Genomic DNA, 17,382 nt, shown 5'->3' on the forward strand with positions numbered 1-17,382 from the left:
TCTTGCTCCTTGGGCCAGGCCGCACTGACGCGCGCCGCCCGAAGTTCAGTTGATCCCGCGAGCCATCCCCTCCCAGTAGGGAGCCCGCAGGTCACGCTTGAGCACCTTGCCGACCGCGCTGCGCGGCAGCGAGTCGACGAACACCACCTCGGCCGGACACTTGAACCGGGCGAGATCGGCCCGGCAGTGCTCCAGTACGTCGTGTTCGGTGAGGTCTGCCCCCGGCCGGGGCACCACGAACGCGATCGGGCTCTCACCCCACCGCTCGCTCGGCACACCGATGACGGCGACGTCGGCGACACCCTCCACCGTGAAGAGCACTTCTTCGACCTCCCGCGGGTAGATGTTCTCCCCACCCGAGATGATGATGTCCTTCACTCGATCCGAAATATACAGGAACCCTTCGGAATCCAGGTATCCGGCGTCGCCTGTCCGGAGCCAGCCGTCGCCGAGGGCCGTGCGGGTGGCGTCCTCGAGAGCCCAGTACCCACTCATCAGCTGCGGCCCTCGCACGAGGACCTCGCCGACGGATCCGGCCGGGACGTCACTGCCGTCCTGCCCCGCCACGCGCAGCGCGGTTCCGACGACGGGCCGCCCCGCAGACATCAGGATTCCCGGGTCCGATTCGAGCGCCCGATGGTGGTCCTCCGGGGCAAGAATGGTTGCCACCGCGCAGGATTCGGTCATCCCGTATGCCTGCGCGAAGTCGCATCCGAACACGCCCATCGCTCTCTTCAGCACTTCCACCGCCATCGGCGCCGAGCCGTAGACCATCAGGTCCAGAGCGCTGAAGTCCAGTTCCGCGGTCAGCGGGTCGGCGACCATGTCCTGGATCATGGCCGGTGCCAGGGTGAGAAGCTGAATTCGCAGTTCCGACATCGACCGGAGCACGCTCGCCCGGTCGAAGTCGCGGACCACGCGGATCGAGCAGCCACCGGTCGTGTACGCGAGAACCTGCAGTGCCGCGCCGGCGTGGAACAGCGGCATCACGCACAGCGCTCGTTTCCTGCTCGCATCCAGGGCGAGCTGGATCTGAAGCGCGTTGGCACACGCCGCCCGGTGGGTCACCATGGCGCCCTTCGGTTTCCCTGTGGTCCCACTGGTGTACATCTGGTGATAAATCGCCTCGGCCGGCACGTTCCTGTCGATGCGATCGGCCGGGTATGCGACCACGTCGTCGGCGAACCTCAGAGGGGGGTCCCTGTCGTCCCGCATGACCGAGGCCATGACGCCCGGTACGACGGCGGTCAGCGTGTCGGCGTAATCCTCGTGGACGACGGCCAGTGTGCACCGCGCGTCCTCGACGATGTACTTCCACTCCTGGGGCGCCAGCCGGAAGTTGAGCGGCACCGGAACCACCCCGGCGCGTGAGGCGCCGAAGTACAGCGCGATCAGCTCCAGCGAGTTCCGATCGAGCACGCAGAACCGATCACCGGGCTGCAGTGTGTCGGCCAACCAGCTGCCGACCCGATGCGTCCACTCCCGCATCTCGTTCCAGGTCAGACTCCGATCGCCGTCGCTGACGTAGATCTCGTCCGGGAAGCGGTCGGCCCAATGGTCCAGCAGTTCGTGGACACGCATGTCCACCACCCTTTCCGATCAGCCGGGCAGGCCGGCACGCAGTGCGGTCGAAATCTGTTCCTGTACGTCTCGTTCGGAGAACTCGAGAACCGCGTCGACGAGACTCCTGTCCGGGGCACCGTCGCGGTAGGCAGCACGGAGGGTTTCGGAGATGTCTCGTCGACGCCTGCGCAGCGTGTCGACGTCGACGGCCGGCTCGGGGTCGGATGCGAGTCCGAGCCGCCCCGCGAGCTCCTCGGTGCGTTCGCAAGCCTGCCCCAGCCGCACCTCGTCCCACGCGAGACGTTCCGCCAGGTTGTCGAGCTGTTCGAGCACGGCCGCGAGTTCCAGCAGGGCAGGTCCGTCCTCGAGCGCCGGAGCGACGCGCCGGCCGAGCGTGTCGGTGATCGTGCTCAGCAACCTGGTCAGGTCGGTCGAATAGACGGTCATGTCAGTTTCCCCATTCTCCGTCGCGGAGCATCTTCGTCAGCCAGCCGATGCTGTAGTAGACGCTGTGCGCCATGTTCGAATACCGCAGCTCGTCGCGGTCCCCGCGTTGGTACACATCCACCGCCTGCAGACAGCCCACGGCGGTCTTGACCAGGGACTGGACCGACCACCAGGTGAGTGTCTCGGGGCTCGGCCGCCACCCGCCCGCCCTCTCGTACTCGTCGAGGAACGGCTCGAGTTCGATCAGCTTGCACAACAGCGGGGATCGGCCCCGCGAGGTGCGCTGTGCGAACCATGCGATGTCGGCGGTGGGATCGGAGAAGTGTGCGGTCTCCCAATCGAGGACGCCGGAAATCGTCCCGTCCTGCACGACGAGGTTTCCCACTCGGAAGTCGTTGTGGACCAGGCTCACCCGGCCTGACACCACATCGCTTTGGTGATCGAGCCAAGCGAAGGCGAGATCGAGAACCGGGATCGGGATGTCCGCGACCTCGCGGTACGCTCCGGCCCACTTGTCGTTCTCGATCCGGCCGGTGTCGGCGCCGTCGGGCACTTCCCCGAGCACGCTCAACCCCATCGTGCGCGGATCCACGCTGTGCAGACGCGCCATCTCCCGTGCGACCTCCCGCCCGAGCTCCGCACGCTGGGCAGTGTCCGGGATGAGCCGTGACACGGTGTTCGGCATGGGGATGATGCCAGGAACCTTCTCCATCGCGAAGAACCCACGCTCACCGTGTGTCTCACCGCGGTGTGTGATCACCGCCGGAACCCGCATCCGGGTGCGCGCTGCGGCCTCGAGGAGCGCCACTTCACGCACGACGTCGTAGTCGCCGGTAATACCGCTGACCGGTTGTCGCTTGACGGCGAAGGTGTCGGTGCGGCGGTCGTTGCCGTCTGCCCACTCCGCGGTGACCAGATAGGTCTCCCACGAATTGCCCTCTCCGCGCTGGTCGATGTCGGTCAATTGCAGGGTTCCGCCGGCAGACAACGCAGCGTCCAGCGATGCGGTCAGCTCGGCGAAGAAATCGTCGTGCTCGGTAGTTGGGGTGTCTGCCTCGGCCACGGTCGTCACGGAATGCCTCACTCGTGTGTGTCGGTCGTCAGAAGATGGTCGGATTCGGGCCACCGCCATCGACGACCAGGTGTTGTCCGGTCACGTACCCCGAGTCCGGGGAGACCAGGAACGCCACCGTGCCGGCGACATCCTCGGGCCTGCACACGCGCCCGAACGGCGAGTCGGCGTCGAGATCACCGATGTCCGTTCCACGCGAGGCGGAGACGAGACGCTTACCCATGTCGGTGGCAATGAGCCCGGGCGCGACGATGTTGGCGTGGATGCCGTAGTGGCGTTCCTCGCGCGCGAGCGTGCGCACGCACGTCTCCATCGCCGCCTTCGCCATCGTGTACGGCGCGGAGTTCGGCGGTGCGGAGAGCGTGGTGTTGGACGAGATCATGACGATGTCGCCGCGTCCGACCTCCCCCGCGGCCGCCTTGCGCATATCCGGAAGCACCTGCTGGACGAGCCCGATCGGACCGAATGCGTGCACCCGCATGAGCTGCAGGTAGTCGGCATACGGGGTCGACGCCACATCCTGACCGCGACTGGCCGACCCGGCGTTGCTCACGATCAGATCGACCGGACCGAGGTCGGACCGGATCGCCACCACCATGTCCGCGACGGCGGCCTCGTCGTCGATCGACGCGCAGTAGGCCGCCGCACGCCCTCCCGCTGCGACGATCTGCTCGACCACCTCGTCTGCGGCCGCCGCGTCGCGCCGGTAGTTCACGGCCACCGCGGCGCCGTCACGGGCCAGGCGCAGTGCGACGGCTCGGCCGACGCCGCGCGAGCCCCCCGTGACGAGCGCGGTACGTCCGGCGAGCGGGCCTGCGTTCGGTGTGCCGTTCATCGGGTCACCACCGTCCGACCGACCAGATCCTTCATCACTTCGTTCGCTCCTCCGTAGATTCGCTGGATGCGCGCGTCGCGCCAGATCCGTGCGATCGGATATTCCTCCATGTAGCCGTAGCCGCCGAACAGCTGCAGGCAGCGGTCGACCACATCCCATTGCAGGTCGGTGGCCTTGTACTTGGCGCCCGCGGCGTCGTCCGCGGTGAGGTCGCCGCGGACGAGTGCTTCCACGCATCCGTCGACGTAGTGCTGGAGGACCTGGATGTCGGTGTGCATCTCCGCAATCGCCATGCGGACCGACTGCAGATCCGCCAGGGGTGCACCGAAAGCCACCCGGGACCGGACATGGTCGAGTGCGAGACTCAACGCGTGTGCGGCGGACGCGACCCCGGAGACCGCGATCGACAGTCGCTCACGCGGGAGGTTGGCGATGGCCGAGCCGAACCCGCGGCCGGGTTCACCGATGATGTTCGCGGCCGGGACCCGGCAGTTGGTGAACACCAGCTCCGCGGTGTCCTGGGCCTTACGACCGATCTTGTGCATGGGCCGGCCACGTTCGAATCCGGGTGTTCCGGCTTCCACGGCGACGAACGACCTCCCGCGTCCGTCCCGCTCTCCGGTCCGCACCAGTACGATCGCCAGGTCGCAGGTGGCGCCGCTGGTGATGAACGTCTTGGTGCCGTTGATGATCAGATCGTCGCCGTCGCGGACCGCGCTCGTCCGGATCGACGCCAGATCCGAGCCGGCGCCGGGCTCGGTCATGCCGAGGGCCGTAACGCATTCGCCCCGAGTGAACTTCGGGAGCCAGCGCTGCTTCTGTTCATCGGTGGTGAGGTCGCGCAGATACGGGACGATGATGTCGTTCTGCATGCTGAAGGTGTCGCCGGCCATGCCGGAGCGCACCACCTCCTCGGTCATCACCGCGTTGTAGCGGAAGTCCGAGATTCCGAGGCCACCGAATTCCGGATCGAATTCGAAACCGAGGTAACCGGATTTGGCCGCCGCGGTGATGAAATCCCGGTCGACGGTCCCGGCCTGCTCCCACTTGTCGACGTTCGGCACGGCTTCCCGGTCGAGCAACGCCCGGAACGCCGACCGGAACGTTTCGTGTTCCGCGGTGTAGAGGGATCTGCGCACGCGTCAGCCCTCCAGCAGTGACGCGGGTGGGGTGAACCGCGGCCCGTACTTGTCGGCGATTTCCTGTGCGCGGCGGACGAACGCCTCGGTGCCACCGGGGTATCCGGTGACGAACTGGCTGGTGCCGCCGGTCCAGGTCGGGAATCCGATGCCCAGCAGCGACCCGACGTTCGCGTCGGCGGTCGAGCGGAGGATTCCGTCCTCGTGGCAGCGGACCGTCTCGAGCACCTCGGCGAACAGCAGACGATCGCGCAGGTCGGCCAGATCGGCACGTTCGCCGGTGACCGGGAAGCGTGCGGCCAGTCCCGGCCACAGCGCACCGCGCCGCCCCTCCGGGTACTCGTAGAAGCCGCCGCCGGCCACCCGGCTGGGACGGCCCAGTTCTTCGACCATCGCGGTGAGCACCGCGTCGCCCGGATGGTCGGCGAGTTCGGCGCCCTGCTGCTCCGCGACCTCGCGGAACTGGCCGCGGATCTTCAGCGGCAACGACAGGGTGAGTTCGTCGAGCAGCGCGAGGGTGCCGACGGGGTAGCCGGCCTGCAACGACGCCTGCTCGATCGACTGCGGGTCCACGCCCTCGCCGATCATCGCGGCCGCTTCCACGAGCCGCTGCAAGATGACCCGGCTGGTGAAGAAGCCACGTCCGTCTCCCACGACGATTGGGGTCTTGCGCATCTGCAACGCGATGTCGAAAGCCTTGGCGAGGGTCGCGTCGCTGGTCTTGTCGCCGACGATGATCTCGATCAGTTCCATGCGGTCGACTGGCGAGAAGAAGTGCAGGCCGATGAAGTCGTCGGGCCGCGGAAGTTCGCTCGCCAGGTCGGTGATGGGGAGAGTGGAGGTGTTCGAGGCGAGCACGGCATCCGGGGCCACCACCTCGAGGACCTCTGCGAAGACCTTCCGCTTGAGGCCCGGATCCTCGAACACTGCCTCGATCACCAGGTCGGCGCCGGCGAGGTCGGCGACCGATGTGGTCGGTGTGATGAGGGCCAGGATCGCGTCGGCGTCCTCACGGGTGCGCTTGCCGGCCTCGACCTGTTTGCCCAGCACCTTGCGGGCATAGTCCTTACCACGTTCCGCGGCTGCGATGTCGATGTCCTTGAGTGCCACCCGCATTCCCACGAGTGCACACGACAGGGCCACGCCGGCGCCCATCATGCCGGCACCGAGAACGGCGACGAAGTTCGCGCGGTGAACGGGGAAACCCGCCGGGCGGCTCGCGCCGGACTTGATGGTCTGCTTGTCGAAGAAGGTGCCCTGGATGATGTTCTTGGAGATCGGTCCGGTGGCCAGTTCGACGAAGTACCGGGTCTCGACCGCGGCCGCGGTATCGAAGTCGACCTGCGTGCTCTCGACGGCCGCGGCCAGGATGTTGGCCGGGGCGGGCATCGGTGCACCCTTGTGCCGGGTGCGCAGCACGGCACTGCGCAACGGCAGAACCGCCTCGATCTCGGGGGTGTATGCGGTGCCGCCGGGAATGGGCTCACCTCGGTCCCACGGCTGGGTGGCACCGGGATTGTCCGAGATCCATTGCGTTGCAGCCGCAATGAGGGAGTCGGCGTCGGGGACGATGCGGTCGATCAGTCCGAGGTCGAGCGCGTCCTGGACGCGGTAGGCGGTACCGGGCAGCAGGACCTTGTCGAGCGCGACGTCCAGCCCGAGCAGGCGCACCGTGCGCACGACCCCACCGCCGCCGGGCAGCAGACCGAGGGTGACCTCGGGAAGCCCGATCCGCAGCGCCGGAGAGTCCACGGCGATGCGATGGTGGCACGCGAGCGCGATCTCGTAGCCGCCGCCGAGTGCGCTGCCGCCGAGTGCGGCAACCACGGGGACACCGAGTGTCTCCAGCCGGCGCAGCATGGCCTTGGCACCGTCGGCGAATACTGTGAGTTCCCCAGCCTGTTCGGGTGTCGTCGCGAGCAGGTCGCCGAGATCGCCACCGGCGAAGAACGTCTTCTTGGCGGAGGTGAGGATCACCCCGGTCAGGTCGGGTCCGAGGGCGGCGAGCCGGTCGAGGGCCGCGGACAGGGACGCGGACCACGCCGCGGTCATCGTGTTGACCGACTGTGTGGGGTCGTCGAAGGTCAGGACGACGACACCGGATTCGGTCTGTTCCCAGGTGATGGTCTCGGTGGTGGTGTCTGTGGTGGTCACGGCGCTGGCCTCGCTCATGGTGCGGTCACGATTCTCTCGGTGCGATGTCTGTCGGGGGGAAATGTCGGTCACGTGCACTCACACCCGCTCGACGATCGTCGCGATACCCATGCCGCCGCCGACGCACAGCGTCACCAGTCCGCGGCGCAGATCACGACGCTCGAGTTCGTCGACCATCGTCGAGATCAGCATCGCGCCGGTCGCGCCGAGCGGATGCCCCATGGCGATCGCGCCCCCGTTGACATTGACCTTCTCGTGCGGAAGATCGAGGTCTCGCATGAAGCGCAGGGCGACCGAGGAGAACGCCTCGTTGATCTCGAACAGGTCGATGTCGTCGACGCTCAGTCCGGCGACCTCGAGGGCCTTGCGGCTGGCCGGGGCCGGGCCGGTCAGCATGATCGTCGGATCGGATCCGCTCACCGCACCCGCGACGATGCGCGCCCGCGGTGTCAGGCCGAGTTCGGTGCCGACCTGTTCGTTTCCGAGTGCGACGAGCGACGCGCCGTCGACGATGCCCGACGAGTTACCGCCGGTGTGCACGTGCTCGATCCGCTCGACCCAGTGGTACTTCTGCAGCGCCACCGCGTCGAAGCCGGCTGCGCCGAGCCCCGCGAACGCGGGCTTGATCCTGCCGAGCGACTCGAGAGTCGTGCCCCGGCGGATGTGCTCGTCGTGGTCGAGGATGGTCTGCCCGTTCCGGTCGAGCACCGGCACGATCGAACGAGCGAATCGGCGCTCGTCCCAGGCGGTCGCGGCGCGGCGCTGCGATTCGACGGCGAACCCGTCGACGTCCTCACGGGTGAAGCCTTCGAGGGTCGCGATGAGGTCGGCGCCGATGCCCTGTGGAACGAACCCGGTGGTCAGGTTGGTCTCCGGATCGTTGGCCCATGCACCGCCGTCCGATCCCATCGGAACCCGGGACATGCTTTCGACACCGCCGGCGAGGACCAGCGACTCCCACCCGGACGCCACCTTCTGCGATGCGGTGTTGACGGCCTCGAGACCGGACGCGCAGAATCGGTTCATCTGCACCCCGGCCACGGTCTCGGGCAGGCCGGCGGCGATCGCCGCGGTACGCGCGATGTCGGCTCCCTGATCGCGCAACGGTCCGACCACGCCGAGGATCAGATCGTCCACGCGCTTGGGGTCGAGGCCCGGGTTGCGGTCCTGAAGCGCCTGCAGCAGACCGACGACCAGAGAGATGGGCTTGACGCCGTGCAGGGCTCCGCCTCGTCCACGACCTCGCGGGGTGCGGAAGGCGTCGTACACGTACACGTCATGGGGCATTTCGAATCCTGTTCTTGAGGTGGTGCGCGGTCGCGCCGGAAGAAGTCCGGACGTCAAGCGCGCGATGCTGCGGCGTCCGCGGTCGTCCAGTACGCGTCGCGGAGCGACTTTTTGTAGAGCTTGCCGGTGGGCAGCCTGGGCATTTCGTCGGTGAAGTCGAATGATTTGGGGCACTTGAACTTCGCGAGATTCGCCCGACAGAACTCACTCAGTTCTGCCGCCAGGTCGGAATCGGCCTGCGCCGGGTCGACGGCTTGGATCACGGCCTTGACTGCCTCGCCGAAGTCCTCGTCCGGGACGCCGAAGACGGCGGCGTCCATGACTTTCGGGTGGGTGACGAGCAGATTTTCGATCTCCTGGGGATAGATGTTCACCCCGCCGGAGATGATGACGAACGCCTGACGGTCGGTGAGGTAGAGGAATCCGTCCTCGTCGAGGTAGCCGATGTCGCCGATCCTGGACATCGTTCCGGTGGGGTCCTTGGCCTCGGCCGTCTTGCCGGGGTCGTTGAAATATTCGAAACCGCTGCCCTCGCCGCGGAACCAGATGTTGCCGGCGACGCCGAGTGGGCACTCGTTGCCGTCGTCGTCGAGGATCACCGGTTCGCCCATGAACGGTCTGCCGACGGTTCCCTTGTGCGCCAGCCATTCTTCGGGGGTGCATCCGCACATGCCGTTGGCCTCGGTGCCGCCGTAGTACTCGTAGATCACCGGGCCCCACCAGTCCAGCATGGCCTCTTTCACCGCGACCGGGCAGGGAGCGGCTCCGTGCACCACGACTTCGATCGACGAGATGTCGTGGTTGCGCTTGTCCTCGTGCAGCTTGAGCATCCGGGAGAACATCGTCGGTACGACCATCGAGTGTGTGATGCGGTGCTGCTCGACGAGTTCGAGGTACTGCTCGGCGTCGAACTTCTCCATCACCACGATTGTCGCTCCCAGGCGCAGGCCGATCGCGACCGTCGACTGTGGACCCGAGTGGTACAGCGGGGCCGGCGAGAGGAACCGCATCCCCTCACGCAGATGGAACAGCTTGCGGCCGAAATCCTCGATCGCCAGGATTTCGCCAGGATGCGCGTCGGGCAGAGCGCGTTTGATCGCCTTGGGGCGACCTGTCGTTCCGGACGAGTAGAACATCGGCGTGCCGAGCCGCTCGTGCTCGCCGGCTTCCGTCCCGAAACCGGCGACGGCGGCACTGTAGGACTCGTACGGTCCCGTCAGAGCAATCGAGCCCAGATCGGCGTCGGCCATGAGCCAGCGGGTCACCTTCGGGCACAGCTCGGGAAAACCCTGGGCGACCGGCGCTTTTGCTGCTGTCGTGATGACCAGCCGGGACTGCGAGTCGTCGATGATGTACGCGGCCTCGGACGCCGACAGGAACGAGTTGACCGGGGTGTAGAACAGCCCCGAGCGCTCTGCTGCGGACATCGCCACGATCATCTCCATGTTGTTCTCCATGAACAACGCGATGTGATCGCCCGGACCGAGCCCCTCGGAGCGAAACAGCGCGGCCAGACGATTGGCGCGTGCGTCGAGGTCTGCGTAGGTCAGAACCTCACCGCGGGGGGCCATGATGATCGCCGGTCGGTCGGGATGTTCGGTGGCATAGCGCCCGGGGTACATGACGGACTCCTGTCGGACGGTCGTATGAGGGACGAGGTGGCGCAGTGTGTTCAGGGGCGGATGGGACGCAGGAACTCCGCGACCGCCCAGCCGCCGTGCCCACCGGCCAGGTCGACGGTCATCTGAGCCATCCGGACGGCGCGGTCCTCGGTTCGCTGGGTGACCGGTACGAAATGCCGGATGGCCCCGTCGACGACGATCGTCGGTAGTCCTTCTGCGGTGATGATGCCGACATGGCGTCCGTTGTAGGTGGATTCGCCCGCGTAGTCGGTGTGCACCGTGTAGTCGGTGATCGGGTGCGCCACGCCGTCGGTCGTGAGTACCGCGCCGGCGGACACCCGGATCCCGGACTTCTCGTATTCACCGTACGCACTGAACGCGGTGCCGTCTGCCAGCCAGCCGGCCAGCCACTCACCGGTGTACGACGCCCACTCCCGCGGACCCCACGAGTGGTCGCGGAACGAGGTGACCTTGTCGAGCACCCAGGTGCGGTTGCCGACCCGGATGGTGCCTGAAAGGTGTCCGAACTGTTCGTAGTGGTCGCTGGCGATGACGGAACTTCCCGGTGTGCAGTCGCCGTCACCGTCGCTGTTGATGACGAACATCGGGCTCGACGCCTCGTAGGACAGCGAGATCTCGCATTCCTCCGACGGCGCATTCTTGAGCGCGATGCGGCCGTTCTCCGCCATCAACGACGGATGCACCACGCGTGCAACGGTATCGCGATAGGTAATCTCCGCGGTCCGCGTGGGCTCCTTGATCGTGATCTCCAGACCCTGACCGGAGAAGCCGTCGTTCGTCTCACACGGGGTCCGCCCCGCCCGGAACGCGATGGCTCCGCCAGGAAGGGTCAGCTGCACCGAAGTCTCGCTGTACCCGAGATTCGGCCGGTTACCGATCCGGACGAGTCCACCGAGTTGCGAGATGGGGTCGACGAAGTTGAAGTAGACGCTCTCGTTGAAATTGGGGATGCCGGCGAAATCGTGCGTACCCTCCGCATCGGCGCCGTACTTGCACACGGTGAACGGTTCGGTCGTCATAGCACTCCTCAGGTCGATCAGCTTCGAGTTCAGAATTTTTCGGCAGGTGATGGATCCAGCGGCGGGAAGACCGCCGGTCGACGTTCGAGGAACGACAGGATCCCTTCCCGCGCGTCTTCCGAGTCGACTCGGCCGGCGTAGGTACGGGATTCGTCCGCCGCCGCCGGACCCGGATGTGCGTGCTGCCAACCCGAGGCCAGGAGCCGCTTGGACAGGGCCACCGAGGTCGGAGACGTCTCGTGGACGAACTGGTCCGCGTACGCCCGGGCCGCCGACATCACCTGATCCGCGGGCACCACCCGGGTGAGATACCCCGCCTCGTACCCCTCGGCGGCGTCGAAAACCCGTCCGGTCAGAATCCAGTCGGTCGCGCGCCCGACCCCGACGAGTCGAGGCAGGAACCACGACGACGCGCCCTCGGGGACCACGCCCCGACGGGTGAACACGAATCCGAATCGTGCGTCCTCGCTGGCGATACGAACATCCATCGCCGCGGCGATCGTCGCGCCACCCCCGATCGCGTGCCCGTTGAGCGCCGCGATCACGGGCTTCTGCATCGCGAAGAGCCGTTCACTGATTCGTCCCGCGGGTTCGCGGTAACCGGTGGGAGTGTGCCCGTCGGTGTCCTCGACCAGCGCCCGGGAAAGAGTTTCCGGACCGTCCAGGGCCGCACCGACGGAGAACGCGTCGCCGGCGCCGGTGACGATCACAGCGCGCACCTGGGGGTCGCGGTCGGCGTGATCGAGGATGCGCAGCAGGTCGACCAGCATCCGCACGCGCATCCCGTTGCGGCGCTCGGGGGCATCGAGGGTTACGACGGCCACGCCGTCGGACACCTCGTAGCGCACGTCCTCGTAGTCGTCCATATTGTCCCCCCGAGAGGGAAGGGTGTCCCTCACAGCCCGCCGCCGCAGACGAGAACCTGGCCCGTGATGTAGCTCGATTCGGGGCTGCACAGCAGATAGACCGCACCCGCGGCCTCTTCGACCGTGCCTGCCCGCCCGAGAGCGATCTGCTTGGTGGCCGCATCCATCACGGCGGGATCGACCCCGACCCTGATGTCGCGGTCCTCGACCTTGATGGTCTTCGCCTCGGTGGTCACCGACGTCAGCCGCGTGTTGATCACGCCATACGCGACCGCGTTGGAGGTGACGTTGTAGCGCCCCCACTCCTTGGCGATCGTCTTCGTCAGACCGACCATGCCGGCCTTCGCCGACGAGTAGTTCGCCTGGCCCGGATTACCCAGCAGCCCGGAAGTGGAGGAAATGTTCACGACCTTGCGGCACGGCACGAAGCCGGCCTCGCGCTCGCGCTTGACTGCGGCGCTGATGACCGGCTGGGCGGCGCGCAGGATCCGGAACGGAGCCGTGAGATGCACGTCAACGATGTCCGCCCACTGCTGGTCGGTCATCTTCTGGATCACGTTGTCCCAGGTGTACCCGGCGTTGTTGACGATGATGTCGATCCCGCCGAAGTTGTCCACTGCAGCAGAGACGAAGCGATCGGCGAACGCCGGGTCGGTGACGCTACCGACGCACGCTACGGCCTGGCCACCGAGAGCCTCGATCTCGGCAACCACTTCCTTGGCAGGTTCGGCATCGAGATCGTTGACCACGACCCGGGCACCCTCGGATGCCAGCTTCACGGCGACGGCACGCCCGATACCGCGACCCGATCCGGAGACCAGTGCCACTTTGTCCTGCAGTTTCTGGACGCTCACGTGCTTCCTCCTGAGATGTTTGCGTCGAGCGCTCGGCCGCCGTTCGCGGCGGCGTCGTTACGCCGAAAATCGTGTTGTGACCCCAGTCACTGGGGTGAATACTAACTTCACCACGTCTGTGCGTCAATGGGGACCTTCAACTGGTATTTTAGGGTGATTGTTAGTCGTGAATATGTATAGTCGTTGTGAGCTGGAACCATTGGAAACCCACTTCGAACGAAAGGCAGGCCCCATGAGGAACGTCTGCATCAGCGGCGTCGGAATGATGCCGTTCACCAAACCCGGCAGAAGCGAGACGTACGACCGGATGGGTGCCGCGGCAGCAGCAGCGGCGCTGAAGGACGCCGGTCTCGAATACACAGACGTACAGCAAGCTTTCGTCGGTTACGTGTACGGCGACTCGACGTCGGGTCAGAATTCTCTCTACGAGATCGGAATGACCGGCATCCCGGTCGTCAACGTCAACAACAACTGTTCGACGGGATCGAGCGCCCTGTGGCTCGCACGCCAGGCGGTAGCCTCGGGGTCGGCGGAATGTGTTCTTGCTCTGGGCTTCGAGCAGATGCAGCCCGGCGCTCTCGTCAACGCCTACGGTGATCGTCCGAGCCCCACCGCACGCGGGGAGAACGTCGCCGCGTCGATGCCCGGCGGCGACGAGAACGCCCCGATGGCCGCGAAGCTCTTCGGCGGCGCTGGACTCGAATACATGTCGCGCTACGGCGTATCCGCCGAATTGTTCGGCCGTGTATCGGTGAAGGCGCGCGCACACGCGGCCCAGAACCCACTTGCGGTGTTCCGCGATCCGATCGATCTGCCCACGGTGATGTCGTCGAAGCAGATCTGGGGACCGCTGACCCTCCTGATGTGCTGCCCGCCGACCAACGGTGCGGCCGCCGCCATCGTGTGCAGCGAAGAGTTCGCTCGCGCCCACGGCTTGGACGCGAGCATTCGCGTTCGTGCCCAATCCCTCGTCACCGACGTGGCCGGCACCTTCGATACCACCGACATGATGAAGGTGGCCGGATACGACATGACAGCCAAGGCCGCGGCCGAAGTCTATGAAAAGTCCGGCGTCGATCCGCTCGACATCCGGGTCGTCGAACTGCACGACTGCTTCAGCACCAATGAAGTGATCACGTACGAGGGCCTCGGCCTCACCCCCGAGGGAACCGCTGAGAAATTCGTGCTCGACGGCGACAACACCTACGGCGGCCGGGTCGTGACAAACCCCTCCGGCGGCCTCCTCTCCAAGGGCCATCCCCTCGGCGCCACCGGGCTGGCACAATGCGCCGAACTGGTGTGGCACCTGCGCGGGCAGGCCGGTGAGCGGCAGGTCGAAGGAGCACGAATCGCCCTGCAGCACAACCTCGGTCTCGGCGGCGCCTGCGTCGTCACCATGTACGAGAAGGTGGACTGATGTCACTCGACCACGCAATCCTCGATGTCACGGTTCCTCCGATCGTCACCGACGTCGAACGGGGCCGGATCCGGCAGTTCGCCCTCGCGATCGGCGAGGAGAACCCGATCTACCGTGATCGTGATGCCGCCGTCGCCGCCGGCCACCCGGACGTACTCGCACCCCCCACCTTCCTGTTCGGCCTCGAACTGGAGAACTCGGACGTCTTCGCCGATCTCGCAGCTCACGGAGTGGATCTCGGCAACGTCCTGCACGGCGAGCAGCAGTTCCGCTACTTCGCCGACGTCCACGCCGGCGACCGGGTCACCTTCGAATCCGCATATGTCGACGCCTACTCCAAGGCGAGCGGCGCCCTCGACTTCCTCGTGCGTCGCAGCACCGTGACCCGCGACGGCACCGTCGTGGCAGAACTCGAGAGCGTCAGCGTCATCAAGAATCCCGAGGGTAAGAAATGACCTCATCCACACCCACCGCCACCGCCGACGTCGTAGCCGAGTTGCGACCCGGTGCCATCTCGCGCACGACCCTGGCGTTGTTCGCCGGCGCATCCGGCGATCACAACCCGATCCACATCGACATCGACTCGGCGAAAGCCTCCGGCATGGAGGACGTCTTCGCACACGGCATGTTGTCGATGGCCTATCTGGGACGCTTGCTCACCGACTGGATACCGCAGAGCCGAATCCGGGAACTGTCCACACGGTTCACCGCCATCACCCCGGTCCACGCCGAGCCCGTGCTCACTGCAACGGTCAAGGAGATCGTCACGGTCGACGGCGAGCAGCGTGCCCACCTGGACCTGAACGTGGTACTCGCCGACGGAACCCGAACCCTGACGGGCACCGCGGTGGTGGCGTGGTCGGATCCTGGTGAGCTCGGAAATGCGACACTGGTTCCATGATCGAGCCGAGCGGGAAGAACTGAGATGTCACGATCGACAGCGGCACATACCTACGTCGAAGAGAAGGCAACGCCGTCATCTGCACGTGGGAGCGCTCGCACCGAGCAGATTGCGCGGGCCGCAGCGACCCTCTTTCAGGAATTGGGATACCAGAACGTCAGCATCGATCAGATCGGCGCCGCCGTCGGCCTGACAGGCCCCGCCGTCTACCGGCACTTCAAAGGCAAGCACGGCATTCTCGTGCATGCTCTGATGAGCCAAGTTCGGCTCGTGGACGAGCTCAACGCCCGCGCAGACCAGAAAGGCTCGACCGCGCAGGAACAGCTCGACCTGTTCCTCGAAGGACTCGCAGATCTCACCGCAAACGGAGACGAGGCGACGTTGTGGCGGCGCGAGCAACGGCATCTCGAACCCGCCGAACGCGAGCAGTTCCGTGGCCACTTCGCTGCTAATCAACACCGAATTGCCGCCAAGATCAGGGCGGCGAACTCCGCGATCGACGCACACAAGGCCGAATTGCTCGGCTTCGCGGTCCTGGCGGTGTACTCGAACACTCCCGACATCCGTGGCAATCTGTCGGCGGAACGGTTGATGGAGATCCAATCGGCGCTGGCCAAGTCGATCCTCGACTGCAACCTGCCCGCCCCCGATCCCGACGCCGGTTCGGCGCCGCGTCCCGTTCCCCGGCAGCCCGCAGGGCGCCGCGAACGGATCATCGATGCCTCGGCGAAGTTGTTCGACGAGCGCGGGTTCTACGACGTGCGGATCGACGACATCGCCAAGGCGTCGGAGATGTCGGTAGCGACGTTGTATCAGCACGTGACCGGTAAGGCGCAGGTGCTCCGCGCAGTGCTGGAGCGGGGCGCGGAAGGTCTTCTCTACGTGACCGCCGACGCGCTCGCGCTCGCTACCACCCCGGACGAGGTACTCGACGCCTTGATTCGCACCTACGTCCGTCAGGCGCTCGGTATCCACGGACGGATCATGCACATCCTCTCTACCGACCTGCTGTACCTGTCCGACGAGGAACAATCCGCACTCCGCGAGACCCAGCGCGAATACGTCGCCGAATGGATCGCTGCCATCTGCGCACTCTCCGACGAGCTGGCCACCTCCGACGCACGCGCACTCGCGCAGGCCGTCATCGGTGTCGTGACCGACGTGGCGCAAACACCCCAGCTCCGGGAACGCCCGGGACTCGCCGGGGAACTGACAGTCCTCGCGCGGGCAATGGCGCTGCCGCCGAGCCTCGTTCCGAAATAGCCACCCCCGAACCCTGAGAAGGGCACAAATCTCATGTCCGAAATTGAACCGCGCAGCGCGGTCGTGGTAGGCGGTGCCTCCGGCATCGGTGCTGCCATCGCACGAGCCCTCGCCGCCGACGGAGCAACCGTCACCGTGGCCGACCGAAACGTCGACCAGGCCAAAGAACTCGCCGCCGAACTCGGTCCCACCCACCACGCGGCGCAGGTCGACGTCACCGACGAAAACTCGATCCTAAGATTGTTCGAATCGGTACGCGCAGCACGCGGTCGAGTAGACATCGCCGTGAACAGCGCAGGCATCAGCGTCGCCGGATCCATCACAGATCTTCCCGTCGACAAGTTCCGTCTCGTCGTCGACGTCTGTCTCACAGGGGCATTCCTGGTAATCAAGCACGCAGCCCGAGCGATGGACGACGGCGGGGTGATCATCTCCCTGTCCTCACTCAACGCACGGCAACCCGGCACCGGGATGAGCGCGTACTGCTCGGCCAAGGCGGGGCTCGCGATGCTGACCGAGGTCGCCGCGCTCGAGCTGGCCCCCCGCGGGATCCGCGTCAACGCGATCGCGCCGGGCATCGTCATGACCCCGCTGACCACGCCGTCGATGTCCGTCCCCGGCCTCGAGGACGACTACCTCGCCAACACGCCGCTCGGCAGATCAGGCACCCCCGAGGAGATCGCCGACGCCGCCATCTACATGACCCACGCGTCATGGCTCACCGGTGAGAGCCTCGATCTGAACGGCGGGGCACACCTGGTGAAATACCCCGACCTGCTGACGCATTTCCGCCGAGCCACCGCCTGACACCACCCGGTGGCACGCGATCTCACCCGTGCACGACGTTCCGCCCTCCGCTCCGATCGCGCCCGGCGCCGATTGCAGCGGAGCGCGGATTCGTCGTGCGCGGCGGACGGCCTAT

The 17,382-nt window shown here is 66.3% G+C and carries 16 protein-coding genes; 5 read left to right on the forward strand and 11 right to left on the reverse strand.

All coding sequences use genetic code 11. From position 1 onward, the window contains the following. Positions 1–45: 45 nt before the first annotated feature. The 11 genes from G9373_RS27210 to G9373_RS27260 all read right to left on the reverse strand — a co-directional run bounded on the left by G9373_RS27210 (position 46) and on the right by G9373_RS27260 (position 12,879). The gene (locus tag G9373_RS27210; RefSeq protein ID WP_167117694.1) at positions 46–1,581 is read right to left on the reverse strand and encodes a long-chain-fatty-acid--CoA ligase; all 1,536 of its coding nucleotides are present in this window, start codon (positions 1,579–1,581) and stop codon (positions 46–48) included. A gap of 18 nt (positions 1,582–1,599) precedes the next feature. Then, positions 1,600–2,010: a hypothetical protein gene (locus G9373_RS27215; protein WP_141471585.1), complete on the reverse strand. Its 411-nt coding sequence runs from the start codon at positions 2,008–2,010 to the stop codon at positions 1,600–1,602. 1 nt (position 2,011) lies between these two features. Next, positions 2,012–3,082, reverse strand: coding sequence for a phosphotransferase family protein (locus G9373_RS27220; RefSeq protein WP_265147706.1), 1,071 nt, complete (start codon positions 3,080–3,082; stop codon positions 2,012–2,014). 28 nt (positions 3,083–3,110) lie between these two features. Continuing rightward, positions 3,111–3,917 (reverse strand): SDR family oxidoreductase, encoded by an 807-nt coding sequence (locus tag G9373_RS27225; RefSeq protein ID WP_167117696.1) that lies wholly within the window; start codon positions 3,915–3,917, stop codon positions 3,111–3,113. Next, positions 3,914–5,056 (reverse strand): acyl-CoA dehydrogenase family protein, encoded by a 1,143-nt coding sequence (locus G9373_RS27230; RefSeq protein ID WP_167117699.1) that lies wholly within the window; start codon positions 5,054–5,056, stop codon positions 3,914–3,916. The genes G9373_RS27225 and G9373_RS27230 overlap by 4 nt, the downstream gene beginning before the upstream one ends. Before the next feature lie 3 nt (positions 5,057–5,059). Then, positions 5,060–7,210 (reverse strand): 3-hydroxyacyl-CoA dehydrogenase NAD-binding domain-containing protein, encoded by a 2,151-nt coding sequence (locus G9373_RS27235; protein ID WP_346842850.1) that lies wholly within the window; start codon positions 7,208–7,210, stop codon positions 5,060–5,062. A 78-nt stretch (positions 7,211–7,288) separates the two neighbouring features. Beyond that, positions 7,289–8,497: an acetyl-CoA C-acetyltransferase gene (locus G9373_RS27240; protein WP_141471580.1), complete on the reverse strand. Its 1,209-nt coding sequence runs from the start codon at positions 8,495–8,497 to the stop codon at positions 7,289–7,291. Between the two features lie 53 nt (positions 8,498–8,550). Further along, positions 8,551–10,119 (reverse strand): AMP-binding protein, encoded by a 1,569-nt coding sequence (locus tag G9373_RS27245; RefSeq protein ID WP_167117705.1) that lies wholly within the window; start codon positions 10,117–10,119, stop codon positions 8,551–8,553. Between the two features lie 50 nt (positions 10,120–10,169). After that, entirely contained in the window at positions 10,170–11,159 is a 990-nt protein-coding gene (locus tag G9373_RS27250) for a hypothetical protein (RefSeq protein ID WP_167117708.1), read from the reverse strand. Positions 11,160–11,188: 29 nt separating this feature from the next. Continuing rightward, positions 11,189–12,025: an enoyl-CoA hydratase-related protein gene (locus G9373_RS27255; RefSeq protein ID WP_167117711.1), complete on the reverse strand. Its 837-nt coding sequence runs from the start codon at positions 12,023–12,025 to the stop codon at positions 11,189–11,191. A gap of 29 nt (positions 12,026–12,054) precedes the next feature. After that, on the reverse strand, positions 12,055–12,879 hold the full coding sequence (locus G9373_RS27260) for an SDR family oxidoreductase (protein ID WP_167117714.1): 825 nt from the start codon (positions 12,877–12,879) through the stop codon (positions 12,055–12,057). Positions 12,880–13,111: 232 nt separating this feature from the next. Between G9373_RS27260 and G9373_RS27265 the strand changes: the two genes are divergently transcribed. The 5 genes from G9373_RS27265 to G9373_RS27285 are packed head-to-tail and all read left to right on the forward strand — an operon-like array spanning position 13,112 to position 17,267. Further along, on the forward strand, positions 13,112–14,296 hold the full coding sequence (locus G9373_RS27265; RefSeq protein ID WP_167117716.1) for a lipid-transfer protein: 1,185 nt from the start codon (positions 13,112–13,114) through the stop codon (positions 14,294–14,296). Beyond that, a complete protein-coding gene (locus G9373_RS27270) occupies positions 14,296–14,751 on the forward strand; it encodes a MaoC family dehydratase N-terminal domain-containing protein (RefSeq protein ID WP_167117719.1) in 456 nt (151 codons plus the stop codon). The genes G9373_RS27265 and G9373_RS27270 overlap by 1 nt, the downstream gene beginning before the upstream one ends. Continuing rightward, complete coding sequence (locus tag G9373_RS27275) at positions 14,748–15,197, forward strand: MaoC/PaaZ C-terminal domain-containing protein (RefSeq protein ID WP_141471575.1); 450 nt, start codon at positions 14,748–14,750, stop codon at positions 15,195–15,197. Before G9373_RS27270 ends, G9373_RS27275 begins: the two co-directional genes overlap by 4 nt. A gap of 24 nt (positions 15,198–15,221) precedes the next feature. Further along, the gene (locus G9373_RS27280; protein ID WP_167117722.1) at positions 15,222–16,460 is read left to right on the forward strand and encodes a TetR/AcrR family transcriptional regulator; all 1,239 of its coding nucleotides are present in this window, start codon (positions 15,222–15,224) and stop codon (positions 16,458–16,460) included. Between the two features lie 33 nt (positions 16,461–16,493). Further along, positions 16,494–17,267, forward strand: a complete 774-nt coding sequence (locus tag G9373_RS27285; protein ID WP_167117725.1) for an SDR family oxidoreductase — start codon at positions 16,494–16,496, stop codon at positions 17,265–17,267. Positions 17,268–17,382: the final 115 nt, after the last annotated feature.

Origin of the sequence: Rhodococcus sp. A14 (assembly GCF_011603105.1) — a bacterium.
Lineage (GTDB): Bacteria > Actinomycetota > Actinomycetes > Mycobacteriales > Mycobacteriaceae > Rhodococcus_F > Rhodococcus_F opacus.